At 41.8% G+C, this 25,847-nt stretch carries 20 protein-coding genes; 11 read left to right on the plus strand and 9 right to left on the minus strand.

Annotation, left to right across the window (positions count from 1 at the left end; genetic code table 11):
* The first annotated feature begins 22 nt into the window (after window positions 1-22).
* The 5 genes from dnaA to SFRI_RS00025 all read left to right on the plus strand — a co-directional run bounded on the left by dnaA (window position 23) and on the right by SFRI_RS00025 (window position 7,285).
* The gene (gene dnaA / locus SFRI_RS00005) at window positions 23-1,408 is read left to right on the plus strand and encodes a chromosomal replication initiator protein DnaA (protein WP_011635493.1); all 1,386 of its coding nucleotides are present in this window, start codon (window positions 23-25) and stop codon (window positions 1,406-1,408) included.
* A gap of 19 nt (window positions 1,409-1,427) precedes the next feature.
* Window positions 1,428-2,528, plus strand: coding sequence for a DNA polymerase III subunit beta (gene dnaN, locus SFRI_RS00010; RefSeq protein WP_011635494.1), 1,101 nt, complete (start codon window positions 1,428-1,430; stop codon window positions 2,526-2,528).
* Between the two features lie 88 nt (window positions 2,529-2,616).
* Window positions 2,617-3,699, plus strand: a complete 1,083-nt coding sequence (gene recF, locus SFRI_RS00015) for a DNA replication/repair protein RecF (protein WP_011635495.1) — start codon at window positions 2,617-2,619, stop codon at window positions 3,697-3,699.
* Window positions 3,700-3,714: 15 nt separating this feature from the next.
* Entirely contained in the window at window positions 3,715-6,132 is a 2,418-nt protein-coding gene (gene gyrB / locus SFRI_RS00020; protein ID WP_011635496.1) for a DNA topoisomerase (ATP-hydrolyzing) subunit B, read from the plus strand.
* 100 nt (window positions 6,133-6,232) lie between these two features.
* Window positions 6,233-7,285 (plus strand): HDOD domain-containing protein, encoded by a 1,053-nt coding sequence (locus SFRI_RS00025; protein WP_011635497.1) that lies wholly within the window; start codon window positions 6,233-6,235, stop codon window positions 7,283-7,285.
* A 136-nt stretch (window positions 7,286-7,421) separates the two neighbouring features.
* Here the strand turns inward: SFRI_RS00025 and glyS are convergent, their stop codons facing one another.
* Both glyS and glyQ read right to left on the minus strand, forming a co-directional pair.
* On the minus strand, window positions 7,422-9,506 hold the full coding sequence (glyS, locus tag SFRI_RS00030) for a glycine--tRNA ligase subunit beta (protein ID WP_011635498.1): 2,085 nt from the start codon (window positions 9,504-9,506) through the stop codon (window positions 7,422-7,424).
* Between the two features lie 9 nt (window positions 9,507-9,515).
* Complete coding sequence (glyQ, locus tag SFRI_RS00035) at window positions 9,516-10,421, minus strand: glycine--tRNA ligase subunit alpha (RefSeq protein WP_011635499.1); 906 nt, start codon at window positions 10,419-10,421, stop codon at window positions 9,516-9,518.
* A 112-nt stretch (window positions 10,422-10,533) separates the two neighbouring features.
* On the opposite strand from glyQ, the gene SFRI_RS00040 reads away from it, so the two are divergent.
* The gene (locus tag SFRI_RS00040; protein ID WP_011635500.1) at window positions 10,534-11,097 is read left to right on the plus strand and encodes a DNA-3-methyladenine glycosylase I; all 564 of its coding nucleotides are present in this window, start codon (window positions 10,534-10,536) and stop codon (window positions 11,095-11,097) included.
* A gap of 64 nt (window positions 11,098-11,161) precedes the next feature.
* Here the strand turns inward: SFRI_RS00040 and SFRI_RS00045 are convergent, their stop codons facing one another.
* The 5 genes from SFRI_RS00045 to fadB all read right to left on the minus strand — a co-directional run bounded on the left by SFRI_RS00045 (window position 11,162) and on the right by fadB (window position 18,913).
* Window positions 11,162-14,344, minus strand: a complete 3,183-nt coding sequence (locus SFRI_RS00045) for an amidohydrolase family protein (RefSeq protein WP_011635501.1) — start codon at window positions 14,342-14,344, stop codon at window positions 11,162-11,164.
* A 292-nt stretch (window positions 14,345-14,636) separates the two neighbouring features.
* A complete protein-coding gene (locus SFRI_RS00050; protein ID WP_011635502.1) occupies window positions 14,637-15,080 on the minus strand; it encodes an MOSC domain-containing protein in 444 nt (147 codons plus the stop codon).
* Between the two features lie 3 nt (window positions 15,081-15,083).
* Window positions 15,084-15,329 carry a sulfurtransferase TusA gene (gene tusA / locus SFRI_RS00055; RefSeq protein ID WP_011635503.1) on the minus strand — a complete coding sequence of 82 codons (246 nt, stop codon included), beginning with the start codon at window positions 15,327-15,329 and terminating at the stop codon, window positions 15,084-15,086.
* A gap of 247 nt (window positions 15,330-15,576) precedes the next feature.
* Window positions 15,577-16,740, minus strand: coding sequence for an acetyl-CoA C-acyltransferase FadA (fadA, locus tag SFRI_RS00060; protein WP_011635504.1), 1,164 nt, complete (start codon window positions 16,738-16,740; stop codon window positions 15,577-15,579).
* A gap of 22 nt (window positions 16,741-16,762) precedes the next feature.
* A complete protein-coding gene (gene fadB / locus SFRI_RS00065) occupies window positions 16,763-18,913 on the minus strand; it encodes a fatty acid oxidation complex subunit alpha FadB (RefSeq protein WP_011635505.1) in 2,151 nt (716 codons plus the stop codon).
* Between the two features lie 235 nt (window positions 18,914-19,148).
* On the opposite strand from fadB, the gene pepQ reads away from it, so the two are divergent.
* The 4 genes from pepQ (at window position 19,149) to hemG (SFRI_RS00085) (ending at window position 23,136) form a co-directional block, all read left to right on the plus strand.
* Window positions 19,149-20,468, plus strand: coding sequence for a Xaa-Pro dipeptidase (pepQ, locus tag SFRI_RS00070; protein WP_011635506.1), 1,320 nt, complete (start codon window positions 19,149-19,151; stop codon window positions 20,466-20,468).
* A complete protein-coding gene (locus tag SFRI_RS00075) occupies window positions 20,461-21,075 on the plus strand; it encodes a YigZ family protein (RefSeq protein WP_011635507.1) in 615 nt (204 codons plus the stop codon). Before pepQ ends, SFRI_RS00075 begins: the two co-directional genes overlap by 8 nt.
* 73 nt (window positions 21,076-21,148) lie before the next feature.
* Window positions 21,149-22,606 carry a TrkH family potassium uptake protein gene (locus SFRI_RS00080; RefSeq protein ID WP_011635508.1) on the plus strand — a complete coding sequence of 486 codons (1,458 nt, stop codon included), beginning with the start codon at window positions 21,149-21,151 and terminating at the stop codon, window positions 22,604-22,606.
* Complete coding sequence (hemG, locus tag SFRI_RS00085; protein WP_011635509.1) at window positions 22,606-23,136, plus strand: menaquinone-dependent protoporphyrinogen IX dehydrogenase; 531 nt, start codon at window positions 22,606-22,608, stop codon at window positions 23,134-23,136. Before SFRI_RS00080 ends, hemG (SFRI_RS00085) begins: the two co-directional genes overlap by 1 nt.
* 125 nt (window positions 23,137-23,261) lie before the next feature.
* Here the strand turns inward: hemG (SFRI_RS00085) and SFRI_RS00090 are convergent, their stop codons facing one another.
* Window positions 23,262-23,567, minus strand: a complete 306-nt coding sequence (locus tag SFRI_RS00090; RefSeq protein WP_011635510.1) for an ArsR/SmtB family transcription factor — start codon at window positions 23,565-23,567, stop codon at window positions 23,262-23,264.
* Window positions 23,568-23,765: 198 nt separating this feature from the next.
* Between SFRI_RS00090 and hemG (SFRI_RS00095) the strand changes: the two genes are divergently transcribed.
* Complete coding sequence (gene hemG / locus SFRI_RS00095) at window positions 23,766-24,311, plus strand: menaquinone-dependent protoporphyrinogen IX dehydrogenase (RefSeq protein WP_011635511.1); 546 nt, start codon at window positions 23,766-23,768, stop codon at window positions 24,309-24,311.
* A gap of 91 nt (window positions 24,312-24,402) precedes the next feature.
* On the opposite strand, the gene SFRI_RS00100 is transcribed toward hemG (SFRI_RS00095), so the two are convergent.
* Complete coding sequence (locus SFRI_RS00100) at window positions 24,403-25,845, minus strand: TrkH family potassium uptake protein (protein WP_011635512.1); 1,443 nt, start codon at window positions 25,843-25,845, stop codon at window positions 24,403-24,405.
* Window positions 25,846-25,847: the final 2 nt, after the last annotated feature.

The raw sequence follows: 25,847 nt of genomic DNA on the forward strand, positions 1-25,847 counted from the left end.
AAAGATATTTGGGGATAAATAAGTGGCGGTTTCACTTTGGCAACAATGTATCGGCAGACTGCAAGACGAGTTATCAGCACAGCAGTTCAGTATGTGGATCCGTCCGTTACAGGCTGAAATGGATGGTGATACTTTGGTTTTGTATGCGCCAAATCGTTTTGTGCTGGATTGGGTACGCGATAAATACATCAATATCATTAATCAATTTTTTACTGAACAAATGGGCAGTAATGCACCTAAGTTACGTTTTGATATTGGTAGCCGTCCTTCAGCTCGTCCGGTTGCGCCAGCTCCTGTAGCGGCTAAACCTGTTAATCGCCAAACTAAAGCCCAGGTAGGAACCACGTCCTTTAATACCCAGGCTGAACCGATTATTAACCCTAATCACCGCAGCAATATTAATCCTACTTACCAATTTGATAACTTCGTTGAAGGTAAATCGAACCAGTTAGGCAAAGCAGCGGCATTGCAAGTTTCTGAAAATCCTGGTGGTGCTTATAATCCGTTATTTTTATATGGCGGCACTGGTTTAGGTAAAACTCACCTTTTACACGCGGTTGGTAATGGCATTATTAAAAATAATCCCAATGCCAAAGTGGTGTATATGCATTCTGAGCGTTTTGTTCAGGACATGGTAAAAGCGCTGCAAAATAACGCGATCGAAGAATTTAAACGTTATTACCGTAGTGTCGATGCGCTATTTATTGATGACATTCAATTTTTTGCCAATAAAGATCGTTCACAAGAAGAGTTTTTCCATACCTTTAATGCATTGTTAGAAGGTAATCATCAAATTATTTTAACCTCAGATCGTTATCCAAAAGAGATCGACGGGGTAGAGGATCGCTTAAAATCACGCTTTGGTTGGGGCTTAACGGTTGCTATTGAGCCACCTGAATTAGAAACCCGCGTAGCTATTTTAATGCGCAAAGCACAAGAGAGCGGAATAAACCTACCTGATGAAGTGGCATTCTTTATTGCCAAGCGTTTACGTTCAAACGTACGTGAATTAGAAGGTGCACTAAACCGCGTGATTGCTAATGCTAACTTTACTGGCCGTCCAATCACTATCGACTTTGTGCGTGAAGCATTAAGAGATCTCTTGGCACTACAAGAAAAATTAGTCACTATAGATAATATTCAGAAGACTGTTGCTGAATACTACAAAATAAAAATGGCAGATATGCTGTCTAAACGCCGTTCTCGCAGTGTGGCAAGGCCTAGGCAAGTGGCAATGGCGCTATCTAAAGAACTTACTAACCAAAGTTTACCGGAAATTGGTGATGCTTTTGGTGGTCGTGACCATACGACAGTATTACATGCTTGTCGTAAAATCGCCCAACTGCGCGAAGAAAGTCATGATATTAAAGAAGATTATGCTAACTTGATTAGAACTTTGTCTTCTTAATTCAGGGAATGTAGACACGATGAAATTTTCAATTGATAGGGACGCCCTATTAAAGCCGTTGCAGCTAGTGTGCGGCGCGGTAGAACGCAGACACAACTTACCTATTTTAGCCAACTTATTAGTTGAAGTTAGTGAGTCATCACTTAAGCTAACGGGCACTGATTTAGAGGTTGAGTTGGTGGGCCAAGCGGCTATTCATGGTGACATTGATATCGGTCGTACGACGGTTCCTGCTAAAAAGCTACTGGATATTGTTAAGTCATTACCAGAGCAGAGCGAATTAAAGGTCGAACAACAAGATAATAAATGGTTATTGCGTTCAGGTCGCAGCCGTTTTTCATTGGCAACATTACCCGCCGAAGATTATCCCAACGTTGAAGAGTTTCAAGCGGATATCGAATTTAGCTTAAAGCAAGGCGTGTTGAAGTCGATTATTGATTCAACTCAGTTTTCAATGGCTAATCAAGATGTCCGTTATTATCTCAACGGTTTGTTATTTGAAACGGAAGGCAATGTATTACGTGCTATTGCTACCGACGGACATCGTTTAGCCTTAAGCCATCGTACGCTTGATGTTTCATTACCTGAAAAACAAGTTATTGTGCCTCGTAAAGGGGTGGTTGAAATGGCGCGCTTGCTCGACAGTGACGACCAGGACATTACCATTGCCATTGGTGATAATGCCATTAGAGCGATTACCAGTTCTGCAGTATTTACCAGTAAGCTTGTAGATGGCCGTTTCCCTGATTACCGCCGCGTGTTACCTAAGGGTGGCAACAAAGTGGTTATCGCCAGTCGCAATCAACTAAAACAAGCGTTAACTCGTGCTTCTATCCTATCGAATGAAAAATTCCGTGGAGTACGTATTCAGCTTGAAACTGGTTTATTGAAAATTACTGCCAATAATCCTGAGCAAGAAGAAGCAGAAGAGATTATTGATGTTGAATATGACTCCGACAATCTAGAAATTGGTTTTAATGTTAGTTACCTGCTTGATGTATTAAACAACTTAGCCAGTGATGAAGTGCGAATTACTTTAATTGATGGTAATTCCAGTGCCTTGATTGAGAACCACAAAGAAGAAGATTCTATGTATGTGGTGATGCCAATGCGCCTGTAATGCGTTATTGTGTTATTGCTATATCAAAGGTGCTGCAAAGCACCTTCTTTGTCTCTAGCGTTTTATTGGGTTATCACAATAGGTCTTCATGAGTTTATCACGCATTAACATTGGTTCATTTCGTAATATTACCTCTGCTTCATTACAGCCTTGTGATGGCTTAAATTTGATTTACGGTCAAAATGGCAGTGGCAAAACCAGTATTCTTGAAGCGATTTACTTCTTGGGAATGGGGCGTTCGTTTCGCAGCCATTTATCCCAACGAGTGATCAATAATGATGATGATAAACTGACCTTATTTGCGCATTTAATTGATGCAGATAGAGATTGTAAAATTGGCTTACGTCGTCATCGAAGTGGTGAGATCGAAGTAAAAATTGATGGCGAGAAAGTGAAGCGTTTATCAACCCTGGCCGAAACATTACCCATTCAAGTTATTACTCCCGAAAGTTTTTCTTTATTGTTCGAGGGACCTAAAGCCCGCCGTCAATTTATCGATTGGGGTGCATTTCATTCTGATCCACATTTTTATCAAGCTTGGGTGAATACTCGAAAGGTATTAAAGCAACGAAACCAATTACTTAGAAATCAATCTTCCTATAACCAAATACAGTTTTGGGATAAGGAGTTGGTGCGGTATGCTGAACAGGTTACCGATATACGAAATCAATATGTAGACTCGTTAAATGTGCTACTAAAGGGTATAATCGGAGTGTTTTTACCTCGGATTGATATTAAGGTTTCTTTTACTCGAGGATGGGATAGTAAAACGGATTTTGCCCAATTACTTGAAAACCAATACTCAAGAGATTTAGCCGCTGGAAATACGGGCAGCGGCCCCCATAAAGCAGACTTACGTTTGCGTGTGGGTAATTTGCCAGCGCAGGATGCGTTGTCCCGTGGACAATTAAAATTATTAGTCTGTGCACTGCGTATTGCACAGGGAAAGTTGCTCAAACAACAACTAGATAAAAATAGTATTTATCTAGTCGACGATTTACCGTCGGAGTTGGATGCACAGCATAGGCAGCTATTGCTACAGCTGTTAACCGAAACCGGTGCACAAATTTTTGTCACTGCGATCGATCCGCAAGCAATAGTCGATTCGTTATCTAGCCCTCCAAACAGGATGTTTCATGTGGAACAAGGGCTGGTAACGGTTATTGAATAACAACGAGAGATAAATATGTCAGAGAATAGTTACGATTCTTCGAGTATCAAGGTATTAAAAGGCCTTGATGCAGTCCGTAAGAGACCTGGTATGTACATTGGTGATACTGATGATGGCACAGGTCTTCATCACATGGTATTCGAAGTGGTCGATAACTCTATCGATGAAGCTTTAGCAGGCCATTGTAGTGATATCACCATTAGCATTCATTCAGATGGTTCAGTCTCAGTAAAAGACGATGGTCGTGGTATTCCTGTTTCGATACATGAAGAAGAGGGTATCTCTGCCGCTGAAGTTATTATGACCGTACTTCATGCTGGCGGTAAGTTTGATGATAACTCTTATAAAGTCTCTGGTGGTCTGCACGGTGTGGGTGTATCTGTAGTTAACGCGTTATCGCAAAAACTGCAGTTAACCATTCGTAGAGCAGGTAAAGTCTATGAGCAGTTTTATACTCATGGTGTACCCGATGCGCCTATCAAAGAAATTGGTGATGCGGTTAAAACCGGTACCGAACTCCGCTTCTGGCCAAGTAGTGACACGTTTACTGATGTTGAATTTCATTTTGAAATTTTAGCCAAACGCGTACGCGAACTATCATTTTTGAACTCTGGTGTAGGCATTCGTTTAGTTGACGAGCGCGACGGTAAAGATGAGTTCTTTAAGTATGAAGGCGGTATTAGTGCTTTTGTTGATTACTTAAACCGTAACAAAACGCCGATTAACAAAGATGTTTTCCATTTTTCTCATGAACGCGAAGACGGTATCACCGTTGAAGTTGCTATGCAGTGGAACGATGGTTATCAAGAGAATATTTTTTGTTTTACCAATAACATCCCACAACGCGACGGTGGTACTCACTTAGCCGGTTTCCGTGGTGCATTAACACGTAACTTGAATAACTACATGGAACGTGAAGGGTTTAACAAAAAAGGTAAGACTAGTGCCACAGGTGATGATGCGCGTGAAGGCTTGACCGCGGTTATTTCAGTAAAAGTACCTGATCCAAAGTTTAGCTCGCAAACTAAAGACAAACTTGTGTCTAGTGAAGTGAAAAGCGCGGTTGAACAAACAATGGGTGAGCAGTTAAATGATTACCTATTAGAAAACCCAGCCGATGCTAAATTAATTGTTGGTAAAATTGTTGATGCTGCACGTGCTCGTGAAGCGGCGCGTAAAGCGCGTGAAATGACACGTCGTAAAGGCGCGTTAGATTTAGGTGGTTTGCCAGGTAAATTAGCTGACTGCCAAGAGAAAGATCCTGGTCTTTCTGAAATATATATAGTGGAAGGAGACTCTGCTGGTGGATCAGCCAAGCAGGGACGTAACCGTAAAAACCAAGCGATTCTTCCGCTAAAAGGTAAGATCTTAAACGTAGAAAAAGCGCGTTTTGACAAGATGTTATCTTCACAAGAAGTGGCAACGCTGATTACTGCATTAGGTTGTGGCATTGGCCGCGATGAATATAATCCAGATAAGACTCGTTATCACAACATCATCATCATGACCGATGCTGACGTCGACGGCTCACACATTCGTACTTTGCTGTTGACCTTCTTCTTCCGTCAAATGCCTGAATTGATCCAGCGTGGCTATATTTATATTGCTCAACCACCACTTTTCAAAGTGAAAAAAGGTAAGCAAGAACAGTATTTGAAAGATGAGCCAGCATTGACTGAGTATTTAACCACTCAAGCTCTTGATGGTACCAATATTTATCCAAGCCCAGGTGCTTTTGGTATGTCTGGTGAGCCATTAGAGCGTTTAGTGGCACAGTATCGTGAAGTTGAGCGCATTATTAAGCGCCTAGAAAAACGTTACCCGACCAACCTACTTGACCGTATGTTGTATCACCCTGAAGTGACTGCCGCAGTGTTAAGTGATGAAGCGCAAATGACCGAATGGTGTAATGGCTTCATTGCAGATTTAGTTGAACGTGAAAGTAGCGGTATTATTTTTACTGCCAATGTAATGCTTGACCCTGAGCGCAAGGTTTACACCCCTAGCGTGACAATCCGTAAGCACGGTATCGATACTAACTATCTATTTGGTTATGACTTCTTCACTTCATCTGATTACCAGCGTATCGCTAAGTTAGGCGCGGCATTAGAGGGTATGATTGAAGAAGGTGGTTATGTACAACGTGGTGAACGTGTTAAAGAAGTTGAAAGCTTCTTAGAAGCATTAGATTGGACTATTAGTGAAGCGAAACGCGGCCTGTACATACAACGTTATAAAGGATTGGGCGAAATGAACCCTGAACAATTGTGGGAAACTACAATGGATCCGGAATCACGTCGTATGTTACGCGTTACTATTGAAGATGCGGTAGCTGCTGATCAGCTATTCACATGTTTGATGGGTGACCAAGTTGAGCCGCGTCGTGAGTTTATTGAAACTAACGCGCTTAATGTGGCCAACTTAGACGTATAACATAAGTTTTGTGTAAAAATGGGTGCCTTTGGCACCCATTTTTGTTTTTAGTGCTATGGTTATAATCGTATTTACTTAACACTTCATAAGGCTATTTATAGTGGTTATTGGTTTCTTTAAAAAATTGTTTAATGTTCGTGACCGCAATGAACAGGCTAAATTCACTGGCATTACCACCGCAGAAAAACGTCAACAAACCAAACCACAGACACCTGTACCTGCAATTGAGGTTACGGAGCATCAAGCTGTTGAATCACAATTAGATCTATCGGCTTTATTTTATAGTTTATTGTTTGCAACTCCATCCACTACGACCACAGGTATTGCCAATAATCTTGAACGTAGTGTAATGCAAAATATTGAACAGGCATTAAGCTCACCGCAGTCGATTGCAGAAAACGTATTAAAGCTTCCCAGTAAAATACTCGAGCTTGATAAAAAACTTGGCGACGACAATATTGAAACCCAAGAGTTAATACTACTTATTGAGCAAGACCCTTTGTTGTGTGTTGAAGTGCTCAAGTTATGTAACTCGCCCGCTTTTAAACGAGCGGATACCGATGTTAGCAGTATTCAACAAGCGTTAGTACAAGTGGGCAGGCAACAATTAAGGCAATTTATTACCGCGTGTTTAGCCCGTGAGTTAATCGATATAAAGCCAATTTACTTTAGACGCTTTGGGGCTGAAATCTGGCGTCATTCTATGCAAGTGGCTTTTTTGGCTAGCGAGTTAGCGAGCAACGAGCAACGAGACAGTGCTTTTCTATTAGGCTTACTGCATGATGTGGGTAAAATTGCGATTTTTAAAATGCTGGTGGACGCTTTTTATCAAGCTGAACCAGGAGAACAACCCAATTCAATACTTTTTAAGCAGGTGATGACCACAAAATCGTTAACCTTAAGTGCATTGTTAGCGCGCAGTTGGCAACTCTCACAACACTTTGAAACACCGTTAACGTTATTGGCCAATACTAATATTAAACCAACTGATGGCATGACACTGCTTATTTGGAAAGCCAATATTATTAGTGAATGTTCAATGCTGTTACAAGTCGACAAATTGCCTCAACCAGCACTAGCGGTATTGTTAGCTCAGGTAGAGTGTAGTGAAGAAGATTTTATAGAATTACATCAAAAGCTTATCCAGTTTTAAATTGTTTTCAATGCGGGTAAGGTCTGTCTCAATCCTTTATAGCCCCAAGTTGTGGCTGATACTCTTAAGCTATAAAAAAGTAAGTCATAAAAAAAGCGCCTTACGGCGCTTTTATCTCAACTGCAGCTAATTTACATTATTGCAGCAACGAAATGTCTGCAACGTGCAAGAACTGCTCACGAAGATTGGTTAATAACGCTAAGCGGTTATTTTTCAATGCTTCATCATCTGCCATTACCATCACATCTTCAAAGAACTGATCGACATTTTCGCGTAAGTCAGCCAATAGCGTTAATGCTTGTTGGTAATTGCCATCAGCAAACAGTGGAGCTAACTGTGGTTGTAACTGTACAAGCTTATCAGCTAACGCTTTCTCTGCTGGTTCTGTTAATAGAGCTGAATTGATGGTTGCGGGTAATTCGCCTTCAACTTTAGCCAATATATTAGAAACACGCTTATTTGCCGCTGCTAGCGCTGTAGAAGCTTCTAAGCCACGGAAATGTGATACAGCTTTAACACGACTGTCAAAATCAGCAGGTTTTGTTGGACGACGAGCCAGTACAGCTAAAATAACATCAACTTGAATGCCTTTATCTTGGTACCAAGCTCGGAAACGTGCGAGAAGGAATTCAAGCACATCATCACTGGTATTGGTGTTAGTAATATTAGTCGCATGCAAAGCTTGTGCTTTAGCAATTAACTCAACCAAGTCCAGTGGCAGTTTGTTTTCTACAATAACGCGCAAAATACCAATGGCTGCGCGGCGAAGTGCAAATGGGTCTGCCGCACCTTTTGGTGCTTGACCAATACCAAAAATACCCACTAGCGTATCTAATTTTTCAGCTAAAGCAACCGCACACGACACTGTAGCCGTTGGTACTGTATCACCAGAAAATTTAGGTTTGTACTGTTCTTCAAGTGCGATAGCAACAGCTTCTGTTTCGCCATCTAGGCGGGCGTAATGCATGCCCATAGTGCCTTGAGTATCAGTAAATTCCATGACCATGTTGGTCATTAGGTCTGTTTTAGACAATAAACCAGCACGGCTAGCATCTACACTGTTGGTCTCAACACCGTTGTTGTTCATTTGCGTCGCAATGAAACCTGCTAACTCAGAAATACGTTCAACACGCGCTTTCAACGTACCAAGTTGTTTTTGGAATACAACCGTTTCTAAACTGGCAATACGAGATTCAAGTGTGTTCTTTTTATCGGTATTAAAGAAGAACTCAGCATCCGCTAAACGTGGGCGAACTACTTTTTCGTTACCTGAAATAATCTGTTGTGGATCTTTAGATTCAATGTTGGTGACAAAGATAAAGTTAGGCAGTAATTTGCCGGCTTTATCAAATACTGGGAAGTATTTTTGGTCACCTTTCATGGTGTAAACCAACGCTTCAGAAGGTACGTTTAAAAACTTTTCTTCAAAGCTTGCTGTTAACACTATTGGCCATTCAACTAGAGAAGCGACTTCTTCAAGTAGTCCATCTTGAATATCGGCAATACCACCTAATTTTGCTGCAGCTGCTTCAGCATCAGCTTTGATTAGCGATTTACGTAATTCATAATCTGCTAGAACTTTACCTTGCTCTTTTAGCGCGGCTAAATAATTGTCAGCATGATCCAACTCAAAGCTGGCTTTACCCATAAAGCGGTGGCCACGAATAATGCGGTTAGATGTAATACCAAGTAATTCACCAGCAACTAATTCGCTACCTAATAACATTGTCACTGTGTGGACTGGGCGAATAAACTGAGTTTTGTTGTTACCCCAACGCATTGGCTTAGGGATTGGTAACTTATCGAGTGCGCGCTGTGCCATGTCAGCTATTAAGCTTTTGGTTTCAACGCCAACCACTTTAGCTTGATGGACTAACCATTCACCTTTATCGGTGACTAATCGCTCTGCTTGCTCAACCGTAATACCGTTACCACGAGCCCAGCCTTGTGCTGCTTTCGTTGGGTTACCGTCAGCATCAAATGCTGAGCTAACCGCGGGGCCGCGTTTTTCAACGACTTTATCGGCTTGTGCTAATGCTAGACCCAATACATTAATCGCTAAGCGGCGAGGGGCTGCATACCAAACTGCAGACTCAAAAGGTAAATCAGCTTTAGTTAATTCATCAGTAAAGCTCGTTAAAAATGATTCAGCTAACGTGCGCAGCGCTTTTGGTGGTAATTCTTCGGTACCAACTTCAATGAGTAAGTTTTCAAAATTCATTCGTTACCTCTACTTACACATTGGGAAGCCAAGAGCTTCACGTGCTTGATAATAAGATTCTGCAACACCTTTTGCCATAGTACGAACGCGAAGGATATAACGCTGACGTTCAGTGACTGATATAGCATGGCGAGCATCAAGTAAGTTAAAAGCGTGTGATGCTTTCATTACTTGCTCGTAAGCAGGTAGTGGTAATGGCTTTTCTAGTGATAGTAAGTGCATGCACATTTTTTCACATTGATCGAATAGGGTGAACATAAAATCGACATCGGCATGTTCGAAGTTATAGGTAGACTGTTCTACTTCGTTCTGATGGAAAATGTCACCATAAGTGACACGACCAAGTGGTCCGTCAGTCCAAACAAGATCATATACGCTATCAACTTCTTGAATGTACATGGCTAAACGCTCAAGCCCGTAAGTGATTTCACCTGTAACAGGACTACATTCAATTCCGCCAACTTGTTGGAAGTAGGTGAACTGAGTCACTTCCATACCATTAAGCCAAATTTCCCAGCCTAAACCCCAAGCACCTAATGTTGGCGACTCCCAGTTGTCTTCAACAAAGCGAATGTCATGTACTTTGGTGTCGATGCCAAGCGCTTCAAGTGAGCCTAAATAAAGCTCTTGAATGTTATCTGGAGATGGCTTTAGCACTACTTGAAATTGGTAGTAATGTTGCAGGCGGTTTGGGTTTTCACCATAACGTCCATCAGTAGGACGGCGAGACGGTTGCACGTATGCACTGCTCATTGGCTCAGGGCCTAATGAACGTAAGAACGTCTGCGGGTGGAAAGTACCAGCGCCAACTTCCATATCTAGAGGTTGAACAATTGCGCAACCTTGCTGCGCCCAATATTCCTGAAGGGTTAGGATGAAACCCTGAAATGTCTTTACGTCGTGTTTCGTCGTCATGTCTACTACTGTCAGGCTATTAATAGAAAATGTTAATGATTATACCTTGTAGAGCAAGGCAGATGTAGGTTATTTTTTAACGTACTAATAAAAACGTTAATGGAACCATACCATGCAAGTTAACCGATGTGGCTGGGTAAGTGAAGACCCTTTATATCAGCATTACCACGATACAGTATGGGGACGTCCAGAGTTCGATGCCAAACAGCTTTTTGCTAAGTTGTGTCTTGATGGTCAACAAGCTGGATTATCTTGGATTACGATTCTTAAAAAGCAACAAAACTACCAGCAACTGTTTGCTAATTTTGAGCCGAGTATTATTGCACAGTACGATCAAGCTAAAGTGGAAGCGTTAATGCTAGAACCGGGTATTGTACGCAATCGTCTTAAAATAAACTCGATCATCAGAAATGCTAAAGCTTATTTAGCCTTTGTTGAGCAGGGTGATGATTTCTCTAAGTTTTTATGGGGATTTGTTGGTGGTGAACCGAGAGCAAACAACTTCAGTTCATCAAGCCAAGTTCCTGCACAAACGGCAGAATCTGAAGCTATGTCTAAGGCATTAAAAAAGCTTGGTTTTAATTTTGTTGGCCCAACAATTTGTTATGCTTTTATGCAAGCGGTTGGAATGGTAAACGATCATACGACAGATTGTCATTGTCACGGTCAGTATTGATTTTATTAAAAGTATAAAAAGGGTGTTCCACGTGGAACACCCTTTTTATTGTCTTACTTAATTGTTAGATTTTTTCAAAGAAAAATGGCTTACGTTTATGTTTATCACCATTTAGCTGATTCATGGTTTCTGAATTAAATAACTTACCATTGACCATGGTGTAAGTGACTTTATCAGTCGTTCTTATATCAGCTAATGGATCGCCATCAATCACTATTAAGTCCGCTAATTTACCAACTTTAATAGAACCCAGTTGATGATCCATACCGAAGGTGACGGCAGGGTTAATAGTCGCTGTTTTTAATACTTCCATATTACTCATACCGCCTTGAGCAAACATCCACATCTCCCAATGTGCAGCCAATCCTTCTCGTTGACCGTGAGCACCAATATTGGGTTTAACGCCAATGTTGTTTAACTCATTTGCTACGCGGGCAACATTAAAATGGTTGTAATGTTCGTCTGGCGCGGTCGTGCGGCGCATTGAACGGGCATCAAGAATATCATGCGGAACATACATGCTTAGGCGAGGGTGAGCCCAAACATCAGTTTTGTCATACCAGTAATGCTCGCCAGAAATACCGCCATATGCGACAACTAAGGTCGGTGTGTAGTGAACTTCTGTTTGGCTCCAAAATTGTTTGATGTCATTATAAATAGAAGCCGCTGGCAACGAATGTTCTACCGTGGTGTGACCATCCGCTATCATAGATAAATTGTGCTGCAGCAAACTGCCACCTTCAGGGACTACCATCATTTCGAGTTCTCGTGCAGCAGCAATTATCTGTTGTCGTTGATCTCGACGTGGCTGGTTGTAACTCTTAACACTAAACGCACCGACTTTTTTAAGACGTTCTAAGTGAAACTTTGCATCATCAAGTGAATCTACATGCGAGGTATAACCTGGTAAGTTGGCGCCGTATAAAATAGTCCCTGTTGAGAAAATACGTGGTCCAACAATATTGCCTGCTTTTTGTTGTTCGGAAGCAGCAAAAATTTCGGTTGTGTCATTCGATGGATCATGAATAGATGTTACCCCAAGTGATAAGCCAGAATATAAGGCCCAGTTTTGCTGTGGAATAATTTCATCATCTGCTTGGCCGCCATGTGCATGGGCATCAAATATGCCAGGCATAATGGTTTTACCGCTAATATCGATGACTTGAGCATTTTTAGGAATAATCGTATTGGCATCACCAACGCTGACAATTTTATTGTCTTTAACGATAACAACGCCATTATCAATAACCTGATCATTCTCCATAGTGATAACTTTACCGCCAGTAAACACAACTGTTCCACGTGGAACATCGGCCTTATCTTTAAAGCCAATAGAGGTTATTTTGGGATCGACCTTGGTTTCAGATTTTGTATATTGAGTGTCGACATCGGCTTGGTATAAATCAGGGCCCAATGTCCAATACAGTTGGTTATTTTTACCGTTCCAGCTAATGCTTTCGCCGGCACGAGCACTTAATTGGGTAATGGGTAAGTTGCTTGCTTTAGGTCCAATAGCAATGGTTTCGCCGTGTTTCGCAAAAGGAGTGACGTACACTCTAAAGCGCTCTGCAAAAGCTAGGTGCTCGCCGTTTGGTGATAAACGAAACTCGGTAGCGTGGTCGCTGGTGTAATGGGTTCGTTTTTCAAAACCGTTCATACCGATTGATGCAAACTCTGGGGTCTCACCTGAATCCATAAAGTAAACACGATCTGAGTCGTTACCAAATTGTGGTTGATGGCCACTGGCAGTTAGTTTAGTGCTTTGCTTTCCTTTTATATCGACTTTATATAAACCCGGTTCTTGTGACCAAGTTCGTGGTGTCATGTATCCACCGCGAGCTTTTCGATAAACAATATATTCGCCATCAGGCGAAAAAGTTGGCTCTACATATTTGCCCGGCTCGTTGGTTAACACCTTGGCTTTACCACCTCTGGCGCTAACAACACTGACGGTGCCTTGCTGTTGATCATTCCATGTAGTGAACACGATGTCTTTACCATCACGTGACCACTGTGGGAATAGCTCATTGATGTCATCATCTAAACGGGTTAATCGTTTATGTTTTCCGTCTTTAATATCACGAACCCAAATTTTACCTAAGGCTTCAAATACCACTTTTTCGCCATCTGGTGATACTTGTGCCATACGCAGCATTTTTACATCAAATTCATCTTTATCTAAGTTTTGAGTAAAGCGGACCGATGGCTGAATATCTCTTTGAGTGCTAACACTGAATGGAATGTCTGTTACTTGTTTACTGTCGACATCAAGTTTATTGATTTTACCTTTAGCCCAAAATACGATGTGCTTATTGTCTTTAGTCCACGACATTGTTGGATAAACACCGTGAATAGCCCATGTTTCTTGCATGTCACGATCGAGTTTGTCATACAGCTTGGTTTCTTCACCAGACTTTAAGTCTAGGGTATATAAGGTCGACTGGAATCCATCGCGTTTGATGTAGGCAAGGGTTTTGCCATCAGGACTTGGTGTCGGTCTAATTGCACCACCGGTGCCCTCAATCAATACTTCAATATCGCCTGTTTGGGTGTCATAACGCTTAATCTTATAGATGCCTTTCACAGAATCTTTTGAGTAATGAAAGGTCTTGCCTGGGGTCGAATCTTGGCTAAAGTAGATATAGCGTCCATCTGGCGAGTAGGCTGGTTCACCCAAATCTTTTTGTTCATTAGGGCGTTCAGTTAGTTTAACTCCTTCGCCACCAGCAACGTGAAACATCCACACTTCACCGGCTCCTAAGCTGCGAGTACCAGTGAAGTGTTTTCTTGCCACTAAATACTGTGAGTCAGGACTCCAAGCCGGGCTGTTGAGTAAACGAAACGTTTCAGTCGTTATTGCATGTGGATTGGTACCATCGGCATTCATTATCCAAATATTATCGCCACCATCTTCATCAGAGGTGAAAGCTATATACTTACCGTCTGGGCTATATACTGGCTGCATTTGCCAAGCGATACCTTGTGCCAGTGGTTTAGCTTCTCCTCCTGCTATCGGTATTTGATAAATATCACCTAATAAATCAAATACAATGTGTTCACCATCAGGTGATACATTGACGTTCATCCATGTTCCTTCGGTAACATTGATATCTATTTTACTTAATGGCGCATTTTCAGGAGCATTTACATGCCATTTTACTTTGTCATTTTCGGCATAAGCAAAACCAGAAATACCAAGGGTCAGTGCTATTGCGGTGTAAAGTGGGGTGAGTTTTTGAGTCAACATAGAGTAGATTATCCGTTATCGTTTTTATTTTCAGTGGAATTAATCAAGCCTATACTCATTTAGTTCATATCATTTGGCATGATTAGATGACCTGAAGAGTATTTGGCTTTACTGCGTTTGTCGGTTTGAATGGATCCTTTATCGCATAAATTACCGATAAGGTGTACAACAAATCTGTATCAATTAATGACAGACATTAACACGTTTGTTTGTTATTTATTAACAAACAACGAGTGCTATAGTGATAGATTTTAATATGGAAGGCTTAAACGAAAATGATTTATCGGTTTTACTAATCTATATTTACCGAGTCATCTGGTTGTATTAACCCAGCTTGAATTACGCGGCAGGTAACACCACCACGCCAGTCTGGTGTTAATGCTTGTTCCAGTCCTGTGTGAGCCATTTCCATTTTTTTACACGGATCAGTTTCGCCGGTAATTTGTAATTTAAGTTCAGCGCCGATGGAGATTATTTTGCCAACATCTGCAGCGCTAAATTCATAGCCGCTGATCAATAAATTCGCTCTTCGAGTTAACCAGTCTAAATCGACATCAATTTGTTGGCAGGCTGTTTGCCACTGCTGTTTTGACATTACAGTAACTTGACGTTTTCCTGGTCTGCCAAAAATATCATTTTCGACACCTCGTTCTAAGGTCACATTGGCACAAAAGGCTGGCTTCATTATGCCGCGCTTCGCTGTTTTATATGCGATTGCTTCCAATGTGATGGTCATTAGTTAAAGTCCTTTTTTGAGTAAATAGTGGTATGGCGTTTTGCTGATATCACTGGCAATTAACGTGTGATCCATAAATTCACAAAAACTTGGAATATCACGAGTGGTGGCAGGATCATCTGCAATGACTAATAAGGTTTCACCTTCTGCCATTTTTCGTACTGTTTTTCGAATCATCATCACTGGCTCGGGGCATCGAAGACCGAGAGCATCGAGTTGGTGTTGTGCTTGGGTATAAATATCGTTCATGAAATGCTGTCTATGTTTATCTATCAAATTAGCGCTAATGTTACTCTTGTCATTAAAGCTTGCCAAGTTTGCTTGGTTTTAAAGTTATATTGAGTTTTATTATTATTTTTTAATTTTCATAAAACATGTTTCACGTGGAACATTAGCCAAAGTAGAAGAATTTTAAAATAAAAAAAACGAGCCAATTTGGCTCGTTTTTACAACTCACTTTATACAACTGAAAAGTATCAGCTTGGTATGAGAACGATTAAACGCGTTCGAATACAGTTGCGATACCTTGACCTAAACCGATACACATGGTGGCAAGACCAAGCGTTGCATCTTTTTCTTCCATCAAGTTGATCAGTGTTGTCGATATACGTGCGCCAGAACAACCTAGTGGGTGGCCCAATGCAATTGCGCCACCGTTCAGGTTAATCTTTTCATCGACAACATCTTGCAAGCCAAGATCTTTAACACAAGGTAATGACTGTGCAGCAAACGCTTCGTTTAATTCGATAAGGTCTAAATCGGCAACCGACAAGCCCGCGCGTGCTAATGCTTTTTTGGTGGCAGGTACTGGACCATAACCCATAATTGCAGCATCACAACCGGCAACAGCCATTGAACGAATACGTGCTCGGATAGTTAAGCCTAAAGCACGTGCTTTAGATTCTTCCATCACTAACATTGCAGAAGCACCGTCAGATAATGCAGATGATGTACCTGCAGTCACCGTGCCGTTAACTGGGTCGAATGCTGGGCGTAAACCCGCAAGTGACTCTAGTGTCGTTTCTGGACGAATGACTTCGTCGGTCATCACTTTAATTAGTGCGCCGTTGGCATCGTGGCCTTCAATGCCCCAAATTTCTTTAGCAAAGCGACCTTCGATAGTTGCAGCATGGGCACGTTGGTGAGAACGTACAGCAAACGCATCTTGTTGCTCACGAGTGATACCGTGCATTTTACCTAACATTTCAGCAGTTAAGCCCATCATGCCAGATGCTTTAGCTACACGGTTGGCAAGGCCTGGGTGAAAATCAACACCGTGGTTCATTGGTACATGACCCATGTGCTCAACACCACCAATAATGAAGGTATCACCTTGGCCAGTCATAATGGCGCGAGCCGCTTGATGAAGGGCGTCCATTGACGAACCACATAAACGGTTTACCGTTACTGCGCCAGCCGTTTTAGGAATACCAGCTAACAATGATGCATTACGGGCAATGTTAAAGCCTTGCTCTAGAGTTTGTTGCACACAACCCCAAATAACATCTTCAATGTCGTTTGGGTCTAATTGTGGGTTGCGCACCATTAGTGCTTTCATTAGTTCTGCAGACAATGTTTCTGCACGTACATTTCTAAATACCCCAGCCTTAGAACGGCCCATTGGGGTGCGAATGCAGTCTACGATAACAGCTTGTTTCATGATTTAATTCCTTTCCCACTAATTAGGCTTGGTAGTAACTACCATTGTTGGCTGCAAGTGCACGCATTGCATCGGTAACCTGATATAAGCCACCAAGATGTGCGTATTTGTCTGCTAGGGCAACAAAGTTTGCTACGCCCATGGTGTCTAAGTAACGGAATACACCGCCACGGAATGGAGGGAAACCAATACCGTAAACTAGACCCATATCGCCTTCAGCAGGTGATGCAATAATGCCTTCTTCTAAACAACGAACCGTTTCGATGATCATCGGGATCATACAGCGAGCGATGATGTCATCAGACTCGAATGCCTTTAATTCACCGAACTCAGCGCTTAATAATTCATAGCTTGTTGGATCAATGTCTTTCTTCGGCTTACCACGACGGTCAACAGAATAGGCATAGAAACCTTTAGTGTTTTTCTGACCTAGACGTTTGTTTTCAAACATAATGTCGATAGCGTCTTTGCCATTTTTACCCATGCGATCTGGGAAGCCTTCAGCCATAACTGCTTGGGCGTGGTGACCAGTATCTAAACCGACTACGTCAAGTAAGTAAGCTGGGCCCATTGGCCAACCGAACTGTTTTTCCATGACTTTATCAACGGCAGCAAAGTCAGCACCTTCAGCAAGTAGACCACTGAAGCCTGCAAAGTATGGGAACAATACGCGGTTAACAAAGAAGCCGGGGCAATCATTGACTACGATTGGAGTTTTACCCATTTTGCTGGCGTAAGCCACTACCGTTGCGATGGTTTCTTCAGAGCTGTGCTCACCACGGATAATTTCAACTAATGGCATTTTGTGCACAGGGTTAAAGAAGTGCATACCGCAGAAACGTTCAGGTTTCTTAAGGCTTTTAGCCAGTAAGTTGATTGAGATAGTCGAGGTATTTGATGCAATAATGGCATCTTCTGATACGTAACCTTCAACTTCTGCTAGTACAGTAGCCTTAACTTTTGGATGTTCAACAACCGCTTCTACAACGATATCGCTATTTTTGATAGCGGCATAATCTAGTGAAGGCGTGATGTTGTTTAATACTTTAGCCATTTTCTCTGGCGTAGAGCGACCGCGCGCAACTTGTGTTGTCAGAATTTTAGCCGCTTCGTTCAAGCCTAACTCTAATGCTGGCTGAGCAATGTCTTTCATTACAATTGGTGTGCCTTTGCTGGCGCTTTGGTAAGCAATGCCGCCGCCCATAATACCTGCACCCAATACTGCTGCTTGGTTAACATCTTTAGCGAGTTTACCGGCTTTCTTTGCTTTACCTTTAACGAACTGGTCATTTAAGAAAATACCAATTAGCGCTTGTGCGACATCTGTTTTAGCTAATTTAATGAACGCCAGCGCTTCTACTTTTAATGCTCCATCACGGTCCAAACCTGCAGCTTGTTCAACAACATTCACAGCGGCCATTGGCGCTGGATAATGCTTGCCTGCAACAGAAAACACCATTCCTTTTGCGGTAGCAAAAGACATCATGGCTTCAAGTTTTGGTAACTGTAATGGTGATTGCTTTTTGGTGCGACGAGCTTGCCAATCAAGGCTACCATTAAGGGCATCATGCAACATTTGAATCGCAGCAGCTTCTAGGTTTTCTGGTGCAACAACGGCATCAATAGCGCCTACTTTTAACGCATCTTCTGGGCGTTGGTCTTTAGCTGTGGTAATCCACTCAAGTGCATTATCTGCACCGATTACTCGAGGTAAACGCACAGTGCCACCAAAACCAGGAATAAGACCTAATTTGGTTTCTGGTAAACCGATGCGAGCATTGGTATCAGCAACGCGTAAGTCAGTCGCTAAAATGGTTTCGCAACCACCGCCTAACGCAAAACCGTTAATCGCTGATGCTGTCGGAAACGGTAAGTCTTCTAGCTTATTGAATACTGCGTTGGCTTGTTCAACCCAAGCTAGCAACGTGGCATCGTCTTGCTGAAATAGCGTTAAGAATTCGGTAATGTCTGCGCCAACAATAAAGGTGCTTTTTGCTGATGTCAGCAGCAAGGCTTTAATATTGGTATTTTGTTTGATGCTGTCTAGGGCGGCATCAAGAGAGGCTATTGTTTCTCTGTCGAATTTATTTACCGAACCTTGTGCGTTAAAACACAGTTTGGCAATATTATCTTCAAGTAACTCAACCTGAATGGTAGGGCTTTGGTAGATCATTGCTTGCTTCCTTATTGCTTAAAAGCGACTTCCACATCTTATTTACTGTGCAGTTATCAAGCTTGAATCACAGCAGTTTCGGCCATCTATTGACCAGCTAATTCTCAGTGTGCGACTAAATGAGATAAATTACAACACCCAATTTAAACGGCCGTTTAATTTTTTATCATCTAGCGAGGTCTTTTTCTGTTTGTGATAGACTTATTGGGTTAAAACTCATGCAAAGGGATAGTCAATGGATCAGTTAGCACATCTGTATCATGCGCACATGGCGGAATTAAATCGCCGAGTAGGCGAAATTTGTCAGCGTGAAAATCTTTCGGGTTTAGTGATTCACTCGGGACAACCTCATCGACAGTTTTTAGATGACCTTAACTATCCCTTTAAAGTGAACCCGCAATTTAAAGCGTGGTTACCTATTTTAGATACGCCAAATTGTTGGGTTATCGCTAATGGTCAAGATAAGCCTACTTTAGTGTTTTATCGCCCAGTTGATTTTTGGCATAAGGTGAATGATGTACCGCAAGCCTTCTGGACTGAGCATTTCGATATTCAATTACTGACCAAGCCAGATCGAATTGCTGATTTTTTACCTAAAGACTTAGCCTCGTGGGCGTATATTGGTGAACACTTAGATGTGGCTGATGTATTGGGCTTTGCGGCTCGTAACCCTGATGCAGTAATGAACTATCTACATTATCATCGTGCAGACAAAACTCAGTATGAACTTGAGTGCATGCGCCGAGCGAACCAAATTGCGGTAAAAGGACATTTGGCTGCCAAAAATGCGTTTTATGATGGTGCCAGTGAGTTTGAAATTCAGCAACGTTATTTGCTCGAAATTGGCCAAGGCGAAAATGAAGTGCCTTACGGCAATATCGTGGCATTAAATCAAAATGCCGCTATTTTACATTACACCGCTTTAGAACATGTTAAGCCTGCGCAGCGTTTATCTTTTTTGATTGATGCTGGGGCCAGTTATCATGGCTATGCCGCAGATATTACCCGTACTTACTCATTCGAGAAAAATCGTTTTTACGAATTAATCGTCGCCTTGGATAAAGTGCAATTAGCCATTATTGAGCAGATGAAGCCAGGGGTTAAATACGTCGATCTGCACATCGCGACACACCATTATATAGGTCAGTTACTGATTGATTTTGGCTTGGCTAATGGCACTGCTGAACAGTTAGTTGCCCAAGGCGTAACGAGTGCCTTTTTCCCGCATGGGTTAGGGCATATGTTGGGGTTACAAGTTCATGATATGGGCGGTTATTCCCACGATGAGCGCGGAACCCATATTGCTGCACCTGAGGCGCATCCTTTTTTACGCTGTACAAGAGTATTAGCCGCTAATCAGGTACTGACTATTGAGCCAGGCCTTTATATTATCGATACCTTACTTAATCAGTTATCTGCTACCGCTAAGCAAGCTATTAATTGGACTACGGTTGATGAGATGCGTCCATTTGGAGGCATTCGCATTGAAGATAACGTCATTGTGCATCAAGACCGAGTAGAAAATATGACGAGAGAGTTTGGTCTAGTTGATTGAGTCATATTTAATACCACAAGCTAACGTACTGATAGAAGAAGAGATAAAGCATAGCCGCTTTATCTCTTTGTTATTTCATTGCCCACATCCTAATAATATGAAGTTAGCGCTTACTGACGTAAAGCAACAATATCCAGGAGCCAACCATTATTGCTATGCATTTGTAGCCGGCAGCCCAGAAAATACCATTGATATGGGCGCTAGCGATGATGGCGAACCGTCAGGTAGTGCTGGCAAACCCATGCTCGCATGCTTACAAGGCGCAAAAATTGGTGAGCTAGGGGTTATTGTTGTGCGTTATTTTGGTGGTACTAAGTTGGGTGTGGGCGGTTTAGTACGTGCTTATACCTCAGGTATAAAGCAAGGATTAACGCAAATACAGACTCAGGTTAAGCATCTAAGGTATCCTGCACGCTTGGTATGCCATTATGCTCAACTCACCGATGTTGAGTATTTTGTTGCTCAATATGATGGCGTGGTAATGGATAAAGAGTTTACCGACAAAGTAGAAATACATTTTGAACTGGCTAAATCGCACCATCAGGCTTTTAATCAAGCATTAGCTACCCAGACGCAGGGCCAGCTTCAAGTAAAGTTTACAGTTTGAGCTATGACGAACTTATGCCAAAATGTCACTCAATTGTTAAATTCGATGCAGCACAACTTAAACAGAACCCTTAATGCAATATAAAACAATTATTAGAATCACCGGTTTGCTGATGGGATTATTTTCAATCACCATGCTGCCGTCAGCATTAGTGGCTATCTTATATAAAGATGGTGGTGGTACTGCATTTATTCAGGCCTTTTTTGTCAGTATTTTTCTGGGCTTTTTATTATGGTATCCCAACCGCCATCAAAAAGGCGATTTACGCACCCGAGAAGGATTCTTGATTGTAGTGTTGTTCTGGACTGTGCTTGGATCGATAGGGGCACTGCCATTTATTTTTTCTAATAACCCCGATTTAAGCTGGACCGACAGTTTTTTTGAATCGTTTTCGGCCTTAACGACCACGGGAGCGACCGTGATTGTTGGGCTAGATGACTTGCCTAAGTCAATATTGTTCTATCGCCATTTACTGCAGTGGATGGGCGGCATGGGTATCATCGTACTTGCTGTGGCCATTTTACCTCTGTTGGGTATTGGTGGTATGCAGCTGTATAAAGCTGAAGTGCCTGGTCCGGTTAAAGACACTAAGGTTACTCCCCGTATAGCCGAAACAGCCAAAGCCTTATGGTATATTTACTTCTTGCTTACTACCGCTTGTGCATTGGCATTTTACTTTGCCGGTATGGATGCATTTGATGCTATTTGCCATTCATTTTCGACTATTGCTATTGGTGGTTTTTCGACTCACGATGCCAGTATTGGTTACTTTCAAAGCCCGTTGATTAACGTGATTTGTGCGTTTTTCTTGTTGATTGCGGCAGTCAATTTTAGCTTACACTTTGCTGCATTTACTCGCCGTGGCATTAACGTCAAAGTATATTTAAAAGATGCAGAATTTAAGGTGCTTATTGCGGTGCAGCTGGTATTGACCGCAATTTGTTTTGCTACCTTGTATCAATCTGGAATTTACGACTCCCCAGAGAAAACACTCGATTACGCCTTCTTTCAAGTAGTCTCGATTTCAACAACGGCGGGTTTTGGCACTGAAAGCTTCCATTCCTGGCCGTTGTTTTTACCTATTCTATTAATATTCTCAAGCTTTATTGGTGGTTGTGCTGGCTCGACTGGCGGCGGCATGAAGGTGATTCGTTTAATTCTATTGGTGCTACAAGGGTCGCGTGAGCTGAAACGACTTGTTCATCCTAAAGCTATGTATTCCATTAGAATTGGCTCGACGGCCTTACCCGACAGAATTATTGATGCGGTATGGGGATTCTTCTCTGCTTATGCTTTAGTGTTTGTGGTGTGTATGGTGATTTTAATGGCAATGGATATGGACGCCATTACTGCATTTAGTGCAACGGCAGCCAGTTTAAATAACTTAGGCCCTGGTTTGGGTGATGTAGCATCAAATTATTCCAGTATTTCAGACGGTGCTAAGTGGGTACTGGTGATGGCAATGCTATTTGGCCGATTAGAAGTGTTCACCTTATTGGTGCTATTTACCCCCACATTTTGGAAGAATTAATGTTAAATACTGTAATTTTATATTCAACGGTCGATGGGCAAACACTGGCAATTTGTCAGAAAATTAAGCAAATATTAGTTGAGCAGGGTGAGCAAGTTAGCGTGGTTAACCTAGCTGAGGTTGAGGCTGATGATTTAGCTAGTGTTGATAAAGTGGTGATTGGTGCCAGTATTCGATATGGCAAACATCGACCTGAATTATTCAAGTTTGTTGAGCAACACAAAGTCCTACTAGACACTAAGCACAATAGTTTTTTTAGCGTAAACGTTGTGGCAAGAAAGCCTGAAAAAAACACCCCTGAAACTAATCCATATATGCAGAAGTTTTCAAATTTATCAGCCTGGAAACCTCAGTTATTAGGTGTTTTTGCCGGTAAAATTGACTACCCTCGTTACCGATTTTTCGATAAGTTTATGATCCGATTTATCATGTGGATGACCAAGGGGCCGACAGATACTCAGGGTACGTTTGAGTTTACTGACTGGGGCAAAGTAGATGACTACGCTAAACAAATAGCAGCGCAAAAATAATTCATACACAATAGCGTGCCCAATATGCCTTATTGAAAACGCCGTTTACTCTATGTGACTTAAGTATCTAAGTTGTTTAAATCTTAATGTTGTTTAGTCACAGTAGTTGTTCAGTCAAACAGTTGTTAGGCACAATAGCGTCGATGTAGTATCGAGATCACTTCGGTGACTTGCTCATTTTTAAGCGTGTAGTAAACCACTTGTGAGCTCTTACGAGTGTTGACCAAATCTTGGGTACGCAGTACCGCTAAATGCTGTGACAAAGCTGATTGGCTCAGTGGCACGGTCTCATTTAATTCAGTGACACTTAATTCTTGTTCTAACAATAAACATAAAATCATTAAGCGGTAAGGATTCGCAATGGCTTTTAGCCATTGTGCTGCCGTTTCTGCATTATTAAGCATGGTTGCAACATCGATATCTTGCTTCATGAGTGTCCTTATATAACCTTAAATTACGATCTGGTTTGGGTTTTCTGTATTTTGTTCATTATCATACTTCTGCATCATGGAGATCTCAATTTTAACTATTAAATATATGAGCTATTTCTAATTTGTGATCATTGCAGAGGTTTAAAAAGGCTTTTTTTGCCAAACTGAGGCAAATAATCCAATAATGAGAATCGAAAAATGGCCAATATTTTAGTGTTATATTATTCCCGAGGTGGCCATACGGCACATATTAGCCGTGCAATATCAGAACAAATTCAATCTAAAGGCGATCATTGTGATGTCGTTAATCTTCAAGATAAAGCGCCAATTGAATGGGCCAAATACCAAGCAGTTGCGTTAGGGGCTTGTGTATTATATGGCTCGTATCATAAATCGGTGTTTGAGTTCGTGCGTGAAAATCAACAGCATTTATCGCAACTGCCAAATAGTTTTTTTTGCGTCAATGTTGTGGCTCGTAATCCTGAAAAGCGCATTCCTGAAAACAATAAATATTTACAGAAGTTTTTAACCTTGTCAGCGTGGCAACCGCAAGATGTGAAAATTATTGCCGGTAAAGTCGATTATCCTTCTTGGCCTTGGTATGACAGCTTGATGATCCGCCTTATCATGAAAATGACCGATGGCCCCACCGACCCAACAGCAATTATTGATTATACCGATTGGAATGATGTGAAGGTTTATGCTGATCATATTGCCAAGTTAGCGACAGTCGTACCTGCGTAGTGATTATACCCAACAGATGGTTAACTAAGGCTCATCAGTGACAGGTTAACCATCCACCCAGCCGCATCTTAAGACGATAATTCAGCCTATATTAAAAACGCCAAAATTTAGGATGAAACAACACTGCGACAGTCAGTATTTCTAAACGCCCTAATAACATTCCTATTGCTAAAGCCCACTTAGCGACGTCGGGAAGTGGGGCAAAGTTTCCTGCAGGACCAATAATCGGACCAAGGCCTGGTCCTACGTTTGCCACTGCGGTTATTGCTCCGGTAAAGCTAGTCATCGGATCTAATCCGGTCAGTACGAGTGTGATTGACAGTAATAATATCACTACGATCATCAGCATAAAAAACGCCATTATTGAACGGACAATATCATCTTGAATCCGGTGGCCATTGTATTTGTCTTTAAAGACTCCATTTGGGTGGAATTGCTGTTTAATCTGCTGACGCATAATTGAGAATGCTATTTGAAAACGAAATATTTTTATGCCACCAGATGTTGAGCCTGAACAACTGCCTATAAACATTAAAAACAGAAATGCGACACTGGCAACAGATCCCCACGATTGATAATCGGTTAGTCCGTAACCGGTTGTCGTGATGACCGAAATAACATTGAAGCTTGCGAGTCTTAAAGCATCCATAAAGTCTATTTGCTGGTGTTGCCACAGCCAAAAGGCTAATGAGAATGACACCAGTAACACAAAGCGTAAAAAGCCTTTTACTTGTTGATCATTCCATAAGCGTAAGCTGCGTTGTTGTATGGTTTGAACAAACATTAGTAACGGTAATCCACCCGCTAACATAAACACAATACCAACCCAATGTGCCTCGTGTGAAAAGGCCGCCATTGAGCTGTCTGAAGTGGAATATCCACCTGTTGATAATGTGGTCATGGCATGGTTGATAGCTTCAAACCAATGCATGCCAGCAAGGTGATAGGACAATGTGCACAGTAGTGTTAAGGCGACATAGATCAGAAATAAATGTTTGGCCATGTGCTGGGTGCGAGGAATCGTTTTGTCGCTCCAGTCTGATGATTCAGTTCTAAATAAGCGCATTCCCCCCACGTTCAAAAACGGCAGGATTGCCACGGCCATTACAATGAAACCAATGCCGCCAAGCCATTGCAATAATGAACGCCAGACTAAGATACTATGGTCCATACTGTCTAAACCGGATAATACTGTTGAACCGGTAGTGGTTATGCCTGACATCGTTTCAAAAAAAGCGTCAGTATAATTAATACCGTGATAAAGCGTGAAGGGCAGTGCGGCGAATAAGCTCACGACAAACCAAGTGATACTGGTCAACATAAACATATCGCGAATGTTAAGACTAAAATGATGGTTGCGACCATTTTGAATGCACAAAATAGCAATAAAGCCGGTAAATAAACCGGACAGCATAAAGTCACCGATGGTTTCTTCGCCATAAAATAGTGCGAAAGCCATTGGAACTAACATAAATCCTGTCAGTATTGAGAGAAAAATACCGAGGATGAAAATGATTTGTTTGACGTTAAACATAA

Source organism: Shewanella frigidimarina NCIMB 400, assembly GCF_000014705.1.
Taxonomy (GTDB): domain Bacteria; phylum Pseudomonadota; class Gammaproteobacteria; order Enterobacterales; family Shewanellaceae; genus Shewanella; species Shewanella frigidimarina.